The sequence below is a fragment of the uncultured Anaerococcus sp. genome, assembly GCF_937934665.1.
Taxonomy (GTDB): domain Bacteria; phylum Bacillota; class Clostridia; order Tissierellales; family Peptoniphilaceae; genus Anaerococcus.
Map to the genome: position 1 here is coordinate 1 of NZ_CALGYW010000058.1, position 12,032 is coordinate 12,032.

16 protein-coding genes are annotated in these 12,032 nt (G+C 30.2%); all 16 read left to right on the forward strand.

Annotation, left to right across the window (positions count from 1 at the left end):
- Window positions 1–364, forward strand: a 364-nt coding sequence (locus Q0410_RS02595; RefSeq protein ID WP_299032558.1) for an RNA pseudouridine synthase, incomplete at its 5' end; no start/stop codon positions are given.
- A 274-nt stretch (window positions 365–638) separates the two neighbouring features.
- Window positions 639–1,247 (forward strand): YtxH domain-containing protein, encoded by a 609-nt coding sequence (locus Q0410_RS02600; RefSeq protein WP_299032560.1) that lies wholly within the window; start codon window positions 639–641, stop codon window positions 1,245–1,247.
- Window positions 1,248–1,474: 227 nt separating this feature from the next.
- Window positions 1,475–1,705, forward strand: a complete 231-nt coding sequence (locus tag Q0410_RS02605) for a hypothetical protein (protein WP_299032562.1) — start codon at window positions 1,475–1,477, stop codon at window positions 1,703–1,705.
- Window positions 1,706–1,749: 44 nt separating this feature from the next.
- Window positions 1,750–2,754, forward strand: coding sequence for a LacI family DNA-binding transcriptional regulator (locus tag Q0410_RS02610; protein ID WP_299032564.1), 1,005 nt, complete (start codon window positions 1,750–1,752; stop codon window positions 2,752–2,754).
- A gap of 66 nt (window positions 2,755–2,820) precedes the next feature.
- Window positions 2,821–3,081, forward strand: a complete 261-nt coding sequence (locus Q0410_RS02615; RefSeq protein ID WP_209771828.1) for an HPr family phosphocarrier protein — start codon at window positions 2,821–2,823, stop codon at window positions 3,079–3,081.
- 71 nt (window positions 3,082–3,152) lie between these two features.
- Window positions 3,153–4,859 carry a phosphoenolpyruvate--protein phosphotransferase gene (gene ptsP / locus Q0410_RS02620; protein ID WP_299032569.1) on the forward strand — a complete coding sequence of 569 codons (1,707 nt, stop codon included), beginning with the start codon at window positions 3,153–3,155 and terminating at the stop codon, window positions 4,857–4,859.
- 10 nt (window positions 4,860–4,869) lie between these two features.
- Window positions 4,870–5,763 carry a phosphotransferase gene (locus tag Q0410_RS02625; protein WP_299032571.1) on the forward strand — a complete coding sequence of 298 codons (894 nt, stop codon included), beginning with the start codon at window positions 4,870–4,872 and terminating at the stop codon, window positions 5,761–5,763.
- A 179-nt stretch (window positions 5,764–5,942) separates the two neighbouring features.
- Window positions 5,943–6,473 carry a YitT family protein gene (locus Q0410_RS02630; RefSeq protein ID WP_299032573.1) on the forward strand — a complete coding sequence of 177 codons (531 nt, stop codon included), beginning with the start codon at window positions 5,943–5,945 and terminating at the stop codon, window positions 6,471–6,473.
- Window positions 6,474–6,575: 102 nt separating this feature from the next.
- Complete coding sequence (locus tag Q0410_RS02635) at window positions 6,576–6,776, forward strand: YitT family protein (protein WP_299032575.1); 201 nt, start codon at window positions 6,576–6,578, stop codon at window positions 6,774–6,776.
- A 310-nt stretch (window positions 6,777–7,086) separates the two neighbouring features.
- Window positions 7,087–7,587, forward strand: a complete 501-nt coding sequence (locus tag Q0410_RS02640; protein ID WP_299032577.1) for a S1 RNA-binding domain-containing protein — start codon at window positions 7,087–7,089, stop codon at window positions 7,585–7,587.
- A 2-nt stretch (window positions 7,588–7,589) separates the two neighbouring features.
- On the forward strand, window positions 7,590–8,336 hold the full coding sequence (locus tag Q0410_RS02645) for a peptidylprolyl isomerase (RefSeq protein ID WP_299032579.1): 747 nt from the start codon (window positions 7,590–7,592) through the stop codon (window positions 8,334–8,336).
- A 9-nt stretch (window positions 8,337–8,345) separates the two neighbouring features.
- Complete coding sequence (locus Q0410_RS02650; protein ID WP_299032581.1) at window positions 8,346–9,746, forward strand: hypothetical protein; 1,401 nt, start codon at window positions 8,346–8,348, stop codon at window positions 9,744–9,746.
- Window positions 9,730–10,077, forward strand: a complete 348-nt coding sequence (locus Q0410_RS02655; RefSeq protein WP_299032583.1) for a DUF1292 domain-containing protein — start codon at window positions 9,730–9,732, stop codon at window positions 10,075–10,077. Before Q0410_RS02650 ends, Q0410_RS02655 begins: the two co-directional genes overlap by 17 nt.
- Complete coding sequence (locus Q0410_RS02660) at window positions 10,077–11,027, forward strand: TIGR01212 family radical SAM protein (RefSeq protein WP_299032585.1); 951 nt, start codon at window positions 10,077–10,079, stop codon at window positions 11,025–11,027. The genes Q0410_RS02655 and Q0410_RS02660 overlap by 1 nt, the downstream gene beginning before the upstream one ends.
- Window positions 11,024–11,452: a hypothetical protein gene (locus tag Q0410_RS02665; protein ID WP_299032587.1), complete on the forward strand. Its 429-nt coding sequence runs from the start codon at window positions 11,024–11,026 to the stop codon at window positions 11,450–11,452. Before Q0410_RS02660 ends, Q0410_RS02665 begins: the two co-directional genes overlap by 4 nt.
- Before the next feature lie 32 nt (window positions 11,453–11,484).
- Window positions 11,485–12,030: a DUF6648 family protein gene (locus tag Q0410_RS02670; RefSeq protein WP_299032589.1), complete on the forward strand. Its 546-nt coding sequence runs from the start codon at window positions 11,485–11,487 to the stop codon at window positions 12,028–12,030.
- The last annotated feature ends 2 nt before the right edge of the window (window positions 12,031–12,032 follow it).

Sequence of the window (12,032 nt, forward strand, 5' to 3'; positions counted from 1 at the left end):
TGTCGAAGGAGATTTTAAAATTGATACATTATATAAAATAAAGCTTATCTATGATGAATCAAGTAAGGAATATAAAAAAGATGATAAGGGGAAACTTGCAATTACTTATTTTAAAACCCTAGAATATAACGATAAATTTTCTCTTATAGAATGTGATATAAAAACAGGTAAAACACATCAAATTAGGGCAAGTCTTAAAAATTTAGGGCACCCTATAGTAGGTGATAAGCTTTATGGATCAGATTATGAATTTGATAGATTTCTTCTTCACTCATATTATTTGAAATTTACTGAATTTATCAGTCAGGAAAGTATTATCCTTAAGAATATTCCTGATTTCAAGCCTTTTTTGTCGGATTTATGAAAAGATTTATCTTGCAAATTCATGAAAAATATATTATAATTAAGGTATCCTAAGGTACAGGTCCAATTTAAACCTACAAACTTTATAAGGGATTGCGGAGTTTCAACTTTGATGACAAGCCTCCATTGAGTGGAAGTCAGAGATTTTGGACAGCTTGCCCACCTTCACATACGGGAAGGTCTTAAGTTAAGGACCACCTTAGGATTAAATTAAGTTTTAAAAAAATATTTTTGGGTAATAATTAGTAAGACTAAAATAAAAGGAGATTATATATATGTCACTATCAGATTATATTGAAAGCAAAGCAAAAGCAAAACAAAGAGAAATCAAATATGAAATTTGGAAAGCGAAAAATCATGATTCAAGAATGAGAGGTCAAGGCCTTTTAATAGGTGCTTTAGCTGGAGCGGCAGCAGGTATCTTACTTGCACCAAAATCAGGAAAACAAACTAGAGAAGACTTAAAAGAAGCTTTTAATGATACAGTAGAAACTGTAAGAGATACTACAAATGACGTAATTGACCAAGCTAAAGATGGTTATGAAGACTTAAAATACAGAGCTTATACAGATCTTCAACCAATCAAAGATGGTATTGAATATGGATCAGAAGTAGCAAAAGATACAGGCATACAAATCAAAGATGCTTCTAAAGGAGTAAAAGATTCACTAGCTGATGGCGCTAAAGACGTTAAAGAAATAGTAAAAGAAAGTGCCGGAGAAATATCTAAAGTTGCTGATGAAAAGAAAGAAGAAGTTTCAGCTGAAGCTAAAGATGCAAAAAAAGATGTAAAAGCAGGTGCTAAAGAAGTTAAAAAAGAAGCAAAAGATACAAAAGAGAAGGTAAAAGAGAACGATTTAAAAGTTAAACATAAAAATATTTAGTCAAGGAGATATAAATGAGTGTAACCATAGATTTTGATCTTCTGGGCAATATTATTATGACAGTCTTAGCTATACTAGCCCTTGTATTTTTAGTGCTAGTATTAGTTAAGGTGAACAAATTGTTGGGAAGCGTTCAAGGAATACTTGATAAAAATTCAAGTAACATTGATAATGTAATTACAAAATTGCCACATCTTACAAATGAAGCAAGTAGTTTAGTTGAGAATGTGAATAATGTAGTAACAGATCCAAACTTAAAGATGGCAATAGCAAAGGTAAACGACACTATGACAAGCGTAAATTCTATAGCTGACGATGTAAAAGATACAGTCAACTATGTAGGTATAACTGCTGTTGACAGTGTTGATACTTTCGGAGCTGGAGTTGCATCAATTACTGACTATTCATCATTAATCATAGATGTAATAGATATTGTGAAAAACGTAATTGCAGGTTAAGCTAAGGCCATCTATATGATGGTCTTTTCTATAATGGAGGAAATATGGGACAACCAACAATTAAAGACGTTGCTAAGCTTGCAGGCGTATCAATATCTACAGTTTCAAGGGTTATGAACAATTCAAAACCTGTAAGTCCAGAAGCAAGAAGAAAAGTAGTAGATGCAATTAACAAGCTTGACTTTAAACCTAATGAATTAGCTAGGTCTTTGGTAATGAGAAAATCAAACCTAGTAGGTGTCATTGTTAAGGATATCGGTATAGAATATATGGCTCAATTGATAAGAGGCATTGAAGAGATAGGTAGGGTTTATAAGTATGATATTTTACTTACAAGCTCCTATGGTGATGATAAACAAGTAGAAAATTCTATTGACTTTTTGGCTACCAAGCAAGTTGAAGGACTTGTAATCATTACTGAAGATATTTCTACAGAAATTCTAGTAAAACTAAGAGAAACTAGGATTCCTTTCGTCTTACTTGACAAATATCATAATTATAAAAATATAAAAACAGTAAAAGTTGACTATGAAAGTGAAGAATATAAGCTAGTAAATAGTTTAACCGAAGCTGGCCATGAAGACATTTTACTAATAGCTGGTAGCGAGCAAAATGTTATAAATGAATCAATGATTAAAGGATACGAGAAGGCTGTGGGAGAAGATAAGTCCCATATCCTTAGAATAGATGGCATGCTAAGCGATGATGGATATACTAACGCAGATAAGGCTATTGAAATTATTAAGAAAGAAAAAATAAGTGCAGTAGCTTGTGTTAATGATGAGCTAGCAATTGGGTTTATGAATTATTGTGTCGATCACGGAATAAAGGTTCCTGACGATCTTTCAGTCGTCGGTTTTGGAGATAATAAAATTGCAAGTATTTACAGACCAAAGCTAACAACAGTATCTATTCCATATTATGATATCGGCGCTATTTCAATAAGAGCTTTGATTAAAAGAATCAAGCATGAAGCAGAAATCTTAGAAAATGATTGGATTATTGAAGCGCAAATTCATGAACGAGAATCTAGTAAAGTTATTAGTTAAAGTATTGTTAAATTTCTAAAATATAGTAAAATATAAGTATAAATATAAATCAATTAGGAGGATTTTATGGCAGAAAGAACAGTAGTAGTTACAAATGAGACAGGTTTACACGCTAGACCAGCAGCATCATTAGTACAATTTGTAAAAAATTACCCAGGTGAAGTTACAATTATTAAAGATGAAAAAGAAGCAAACGCTAAGAGCATCTTCAATGTTATGAGCCTTGGAATTGCTAAAGGAACAGAAATTAAACTAATCGTTGAAGGCGATGATGAAGAAAAATTCGCTGATGAATTAGTTGAATTTGTTGAGAATTTAGCTGAATAAAATCAAGTCTATAAAGGATACTTTTACAGTATCCTTTTTTTAAAACATAATTATAAAGGAGAATAAGTTATATGACTGAAAGATATGAAGGAATTAAGGCTAGTAATGGTTATGCTATAGGTAATATTTATTTATTTACCAGAGAAAAAATAGATATTAACCAAGCTAAAATAAAGCCAGAAGTTGCTGATAGTGAATATAAAAAGGTAAAAGACGCTATTGACGCTTATTTCAACGATTTAAGCAATCTTGATAACCCAACTGAAGCTCAACAAAATATAGCAAATGCCCATAAAGAATTACTCCAAGACCCATACTTTTCAGATACCATTGAAGGCAAAATCAAAAATGAAAACAAAAATAGTGAACTTGCCTTAGATGAAACTATTAAGGAAATGGTAGAAATAATGAGTGCTCTAGACGATGAGTACCTAAAAGAAAGAGCAAGCGATTATCAAGATATCGGTTTCCAAGTAATGTATAAACTAAAGGGAATAAAACCAAAAGATCTATCAAATCTTGATAAGGGAAGCATAATTATATCAAAGGAACTTACTCCATCTGATACAGCTAACATGGATAAGAAAGCTGTTGTAGGTTTTGCAACCGACTTAGGTGGTAAAACAAGCCATACATCAATAATAGCTCAAACACTTGATATGCCAGCACTCGTAGGTATGGCGGATGTATCTACTAAACTAAAAGGTGGAGAAAAAGCTATTATAGATGGTTACGAGGGTATATTAATTATTGATCCAAGTGAAGAAGAACTTGCTAAATACGAGAAACTAATCGTTGAACAAAGAGAAAAGAAAGAAAGACTCAAAACTATAAAAGATAAAGAAGCTGTAACTAAAGATGGCAAAAAAATAGAAGTATCAGCCAATATAGGAAACATTGAAGATTTAAGACTTGCCATAGAAAATGGTTGTGACGGTGTTGGTTTATTTAGAACTGAATTCCTATACATGGAGAGTTCAGAATTCCCAAGTGAAGAAGTACAGTTTGAAGTTTATAAAGAAGCTACAGAAATGTTAGGTGAAAAACCACTAATCATAAGAACACTTGATATAGGTGGGGATAAGGGACTTGATTATTTTAAATTCCCAGAAGAAGAAAACCCATTCTTAGGATACAGAGCAATACGTCTTTGCTTAGATAAAGAAGATATCTTTAAAACCCAGTTAAGGGCCTTAGTAAGAGCTTCTGCCTTCGGTAACTTAAAGATAATGATCCCATTTGTAGTAAATATAGATGAACTGAAAAAATCTATCGACCTTATTGAGGAAATTAAAAAAGAATTTGATAAGGAAGGTATTGACTACAATAAAGATTTAGATGTAGGGATCATGGTTGAAACTTCAGCTTCTATAATTATGGCAGATAAGTTTATAAAATATGCCGATTTCTTCTCTATCGGTACAAACGACCTAACCCAATATACCTTGGCTGTAGATAGAGGAAATGAAAATATAGCTCATATGTACTCAAACTATAACCCAGCAGTTCTAAGAGCTATAAAACATGTAATTGATGTATCTCACAAAGCAGGTAAATGGACAGGTATGTGCGGAGCCTTCGCAGGAGATACTGAAGCAACTAAACTTTTATTAGGATTAGGTCTAGATGAATTTTCAGGATCTTCAGCAAAAATAGCTGAGATAAAAGATACTATCCTAAAATCCAATTTAGAAGAAGAAAAAGCTTTTGCAGAAAAGGCTGTTGATTTAGAACTTGCAGAGGAAGTTGAAACTTTAGTAAAAGAACATAATAAATAAGGAATGAAAAATGACTAGTGATATTAGAAATATCCTAGGTCATACTAATATTTTTAAAAATTTAGATGAGACCTATGAATTTCAAAAGATAGGTTCCAGTAAATATAAAGTAGATAAAAATGATAAATCTTATGTTTTCGCGGTTTATGATTTTGATCAACTCGATGAAATAGAAAATGAAGCATTTATAAACGAAGTATTAGAAAATGCTGGTCTTAACCCTTTAAAGATATATGAAAGAGGTTTAATGCCAGATATAGAGAAATCTTTTAAAGTTTACGAATATAGGGATGAGACTGCTTTAAAAGATTTTCTGGAAAAAGCAAGTGAAAAAGAGCAGGAAAAAATCGGTAGCAAATTTGGTCTTGCTCTTAAAAAGCTTCATAGTATAAAATCAAGTGAGAATATAGATTGGCAAAATTATTTTTTGATAAAGTCTAATAAGATTTTCTACAGACATGGCCTAAGTGAAATCGGTGATAGAGATTATATATTGGTCGATTTTATCAATGCCAATAAGTATCTAACAGAAAATACTGCAATAAATTTGCTTTATAAGAATATTAGTGATAAAAACATTAGGATATATAAGAAAAACTCTTTAGACTTAAGGGGAATTAAAAAGCTAGAATATGGGGATGGTATAATAGACTTCGTTGAAATAAACAAAATAGCTATTAAATATCCGATATTTGCAAGATCTGCCCTATCTTCTTACCATGAAGAAGGCAATCCTACTAGAAAATTTTTCCGACTATTAAGTCTTTATCAGGCAACAGCTGTCCTAGATAGCATCATAGATATAAGAAATAAAACGGAATCATATTTAAGTAGTGAAGAAATAGATTCTTTACTTCGAATGTATGATGACTTTAATGAGATAATTCCTAAGTGGCTAGATTGACAAAAGGGTGGCAATATGAAGTATAAGTCCCTAGCAATAGAATTATTAACAAAATATTTACTAAGATAAAAGTTTAATTCTAGTGGGATTTGTATTTATATTTGCTACCTTTTTTATTTGACTTTATTGAATAAATCTCCAATTTATGATACGATTTTATTATAATATAAGGAGTTTGTATGAAAAAATACCTTTGGATCTTTTTTGGATCCTTTCTTATAGCTAGCGGTTTTTTTCTATTAAGTCAAAATATAGCGGCTGGAGGACTTTATGGCTTTGCTTTAGTATTATCAAAAGCATTTCCGTTTGTAAACCTAGGAATAGTTAACCTAAGTTTAAATATTCTAGTATTATTAGCGGGTGTGATTTTTATTGGATTTGATTTTGCAAAAAAATCTTTAATATCCTCCTTAGCAGTTTCAGCCTACATCTTATTATTTGAAAAATTAATACCGAATGTTAGACTTGGTGAGGATAAGATAATAAACATTTTGTTTGGATCAATAATAGTATCCTTTGGACTTGCTATTGTATTTAATCATGAAGCCTCTTCTGGGGGAACTGATTTAATAGCAGCAATTTTCAATAAATACTTTAATGTTCCCCTCCATGTTTGCTTATTTTTTGCAGATTTTACTGTAGTTCTCCTTTCTGCTTTTATATTTGGTATTGAACTTGCCATGTATGCTACCCTTGCTATAATGATTTAATCCATGGGATTTGATTATTTTATGCAAGGATTTGGCAGAAAGATTTCAATTGTAGTTATTTCAATAAATACAAAGAAATAAATTATATGCTTATTAATAAACATGCTAGGGGGAGTTACCTTACTTGAAGCTGAGGGTGGATTTTCGCACAATAGTAAGAAAGTTGTAATGACTATAACCAGCATTAGAACATTTCCAGCTATAAAAGATGATATACTAGAGATAGATGATAAAGCCTTTATATTTACCTATACAATTTCGGAAGTTCTAGGAGAAGGCTTTATCTATAATGAGTTAAATTAGGAGAAATATTATAAAAGAATTTACAATTAAAAGATTTACAAAAAATAAAGCATACTTAAAAACAAAACTTGGTGATGCTGTAATAGATAAAGACCAGGTCAAAGACTTAAAACAAAATGATAAGGTTAAAGCGTATCTATATAAAGATTTAAATGAAGTTTTAAGGGCTAGTAGGGAACTTCCTTATAAACCAGGTGAGATATATTCTTTAAAGGCAGTAGAGGTAACAAAAAAAGGTGTTTACTTTGAAATAAAAGGAGGACATGTTTTTTTACCCTTTGAAGAAAGAACATATAAAATTATCAAGGATATGGTATATCCTGTAGCCTTTAAAGAAGAAGATGGATACTTATATTTGACAAGTAAAATAAGAGAACTTTTATCTATAAATCATAATTTTAGGGAAAATGATATAGTAAAAGGAAGGATTTACTCTATAAATAAGTCTATTGGAGCCTTTGTAGTTATAGATAACAAGTATGACTCTTTAATAAGGATAAAAGAATTAAAGGGTGTATATATTGAAGGTGAGGAAATAACTGCTAGAATAAAAGAAGTCAAAGAAGATGGAAAGATAGAATTAACTTTAAGAAAAAGAGCCTATTTAGAAATAGATAATGACAGCGATAAGATACTTGATTATCTATATCAAAATGGTGGGACATGTGATTTATCTGACAAATCATCTCCTGATAAGATATATTCTTATTTTGCCATGAGCAAGTCAGCCTTTAAAAGAGCCATTGGTCGTTTATACAAAAATAAGGATATAAAGATATATAAGAACAGAATTGAATTGAATGAAAGGTGAATATGGAAAATAATAACAAACTTTTAGCGGAAGTTAACGGAAAGAAAATTTATAGAAATGATGTCATTTCTTTTATGCAAAATATAGAAGAAGGACAAAGATTTCAAAATGAAGAGGGAATAAAAGTATTAACTGATGAAATGGTTAATCAAGAAATTGTTCTTGCTGATGCATACAAAAACAAACTAGATGAAGAAGAAGAATTTAAAAATGAACTAAGCCTAGTTAAGGATAATATGTTAAAAAATTATGCCATGCATAAGATTTTTGAAAGTGTAAATCCTACAGATGATGAGCTTAAGAAATACTATGAAGAAAATAAAGAAGTAATAACACCTAATAAAACATACACTGCAAGTCATATTTTAGTAGATGATGAAACTAAGGCAGAAGATATTTATAAGGAAATAGAAGATGGACTTGACTTTAAAGAAGCAGCTAAAAAATATTCAAAAGATCCTTCAGCTGCAAGTGGTGGTTCACTAGGAACTTTCCCAAAAGGTGTGATGGTTAAAGAATTCCAAGATGGGCTTGATAGTCTAGAGATAGGAGAAATATCTAAACCAGTTAAGTCTCAATTTGGTTATCATTTAATAAAATTAGAAGATATTAATGATGCTGAAGCTAAACCATTTGAAGAAGTAAAAGATCAAGTTTACCAAACATATCTAATGGTAAAAAGACAGGAAAAATATTTAGAAAAATTAAACGAAATCTCAAAGGATGCTGAGGTTAAAAAGTATTATTAGGCGGGCCTTATGGCAAGTGAAAGTGGAAATTCAAATTTAAAAAATTATATAGAAAAATTAAGAGCAACCAATGAAGATAGGATTACTTTACCTACTATAGTTGAAAATATACTTAATACAGCTAGAGAAAAAGAATGTAAATTAATAAGTTTTGAGAAGTCTTATTATATACAAAAGGGTAATAATCCTGTAGCTCTTTTTCATTTAAATATTGATAATCCATCAGATGTTTCTTTTTATTACTCAGATAGCCATAATAAAGAATCTGTTTATAGCGAAACAAATATAAATTTAGTATCATCCGCTCTGATAGTAAGTTATTTATTGATGTATTCAGACTCTTCTTTTGATATTTTGATTTCTTATAGCAATATTCAATCAAAAATTGAAGACTATAAGGAAATCACAAGTATGCTAAGGACTGATAATGTTATTAATTTAAATTTAAGACAGGCTGATGCACTTGCAGATGAATTTTCAAACCTGCTCTTATCTCTAACCACTATTCCAGTAAAAAGGTTTAAACCAGACTTTGCTTATAAGACTTATAAGTTATCTTTAGATAATCTTATGGGAGGGCATGCTGGGGATAATATTAATAAAGTAAGAAAAAATTCTATAAAAATGATAATAGGATTTTTTAGAAAACTAAAGTCAAAAGTAGATTTAGAGATGGTATCAATAGCTGGTGGAGATAGGTATGATAATATACCAGCCTTCGCCAGCCTGGAATTCATTATAAATACTGTTTTTGAAAACGACCTTATGAATGCTTTTGAAATATTTAAGAACGAAGCTATAGAGAAAAATTTACGTTATGAACCAGATATGGTATTCAGGTGTGAAGAAATAGAAAATAAAGAACTTCTACCTATTACTTCTGAGTCTTTTAGCCACCTTGCATCTTTTGTTGAACTTTGTCCATCAGGAACTTTTGCTGTAAATAGTATTGACAATCAAGTCATATCATCTTCAAACTTAGCTACAATTAGGAGCCTTAAAACGTCAATTAACATGATTGTAGTTTTAAGATCTTTGACTGAAGAAGGTATAAGGCAGATGCTAGAAAAAAGCAACCTAGCTGCTAATATAGCTAATTCAAAGTTTGAAGAAAAATTATTTATACCAAGTTTTAAAAATAAAGATAACAGTTTGACTAGAGTTTTCTCTAATGCTTATAAAGAATTATATGATTGTGATATAGAGGTTATTAAGAGCCAATACTCCTTAGATTCAAGTATCGTTTTTAAAAATCTAAATGTGAAGATGATATCATTAGGGGTAAAATATAAACAAGATGAAAAATATTTTTACAGTCAATTAGATGATATAAGCAAAATTATAAACCTAATTGAAAATGTATTATATAGAATAAGACAATCAAGGAGTGACTATGACAGAAACATTTGATATACACGGCCATGAAGTAATATTTAATAAAAATGAAGGTAAGGCAGTAATAGCTATCCAATTAGGTGAAGGTGAAGAAGAATGTATTTTAATCGATATTTTTAGTGTCGATGATAAAGAATACATTGCCTTATTATCTGGTGAATCAAAGGAAATTTATTTATTTAGATATACTGACATATATGGAGATGAGAATATAGAATTAACTATGATAGATGATGAAGATGAAATTGACGATGTATTCCACATCTTTAGCCATTATTGGACTGATGATAAGATAGACGAGCTAATCGAAGAATATGACTCAGAGGCTAATGGCGAAAATTACTAATGGCTGAGGTTTATTATAAGATTAGTGACTATTATAAAAAGATTTATAAGGAGAAAGTTTATAAACTTCCAATAAAACTTTCCTTAACATGTCCTAATAGAGATGGTGCCTGTGGCTATGGAGGATGTATTTATTGTTCTGAATTAGGTGGTTCCTTTGAAAATCTTCCGTCATTCCTATCTGTTGATAGCCAGTTAAATAAAAATAAGGACTATATATCTAAAAGATACAAAGCCAAGAAATTTATTGCCTATTTTCAAAACTTTTCTAATACCTATATGCCATTAGATCAGTTTAAGGAAATAATTAAAGTTTGTAATAAAGATTATATAGTAGGTGTATCAATCGCAACAAGGAGTGATTGTATTACCGAAGATAAGCTTAAATTTCTAAAAAAATGGCATGATGAAACTGGTAAGGACATTACTATAGAGTTAGGACTTCAAACAGCCAATTATAAAACTCTAAAGATTTTAAACAGAGGAGAGAGCCTAGCAGATTTTATTACTGCATGCAATCTTATAAACAAATATGGCTTTAGAATCTCGACCCATGTAATTTTAGCTTTACCTTGGGATGATATTAATGATACAATAGAGACAGCAAGGATATTAAATGCCTTGAATGTTAAGGAAGTTAAAATTCATTCGTTGTTTATTGCAAGGGGTAGCAAGCTTGCAAAAATGTATGAAGAAGGAAAAGTAAAACTTAAGACTAAAGAAGAATATCAGAAAAATGTTATCGAATTTTTAAGATACATTGATTCTGATTGTGCTATAGCAAGACTTGTAGGTAGGGCTCCAAAAGAAGAAACAATTTTTTGTAATTGGGATAGGTCATGGTGGCTTATCAGAGATGAAATTGTATCTTTTATGGAAGAAAACTCTATTATACAAGGTGATAAAAGTAAAAAAATAATTTATGAAAAAATTAAGGGGGATAAATTATGATTAATTTAGTAGTTGGAGAACAAGGAACAGGTAAAACAAAATATCTAGTGGAAGAAGCAAACCACGAAAAAGAACTTGGTAATGCAAATATTATCTTTGTAGACACAGATGATAGCCAAGTAAGAATCTTAGATCACAAGATTAGACTTATAAATGCAAAATCTTACAAGATTAATAACGTAGAATCATTAATAGGATTTGTATCTGGAATACTTGCTCGTGATTATGATATAGGAAAAATTTATATCGATGGTATCTACGATGTAGTTGATATAAATGAGGACAATATCAAAGACCTAATTGAAAGATTAGACAGTCTATCAGAATATTCTAAATCAGATATTTACTTAGGATTAGATTGGAAAAAAGAAGACGTTCCTCAAATAGGCCAAGCAGAAATTATTGAACTAAAATTAGAGGATTAATTTAAACCGTCTCTTTGAGACGGTTTTTTATTATGATTATTGAACAAAAAAAATTAGATATATTTGAGGATTGGAGAATAGAATCTATTGACTTGCTTTCAGATTCAAAGATAAATAAGGAAGAGTTTCTGGAAAGGAATTATAATTTTTTAATAGATTTGGGCCTTAAACCTTTTTCTAATATCAGACAGCTTGAAGAGGCTATATACAATTACCAGTATTATAATATAATGGCAAAATTTGCTAATGCTAAAGCTTTTAAATGTCAAAATTTGCCTAGGAAGAAAAAGATACATACAAGGCTTATAAACGATAGGGAAAATTATTATTATCTAAAGGATATAGCAACTGCTTCTCTTATTGACCTAGTTGGTTATGAAAATATAGAGTCATATTTTATAAATTTGAGGTCAAAAAGACTTACTGGACAAATTTTTGAGATATCTGTTAAGACTTGTGATAAATTAATTCTTCATTCTAAGAATAAAAAGATATTAGATAAATTAAGGCTCGAAAACGCCTTTTGCGAAGAAATTAGAGAATCACTTATAGATTCTTATGTAAATAGAAGTTATTAAAA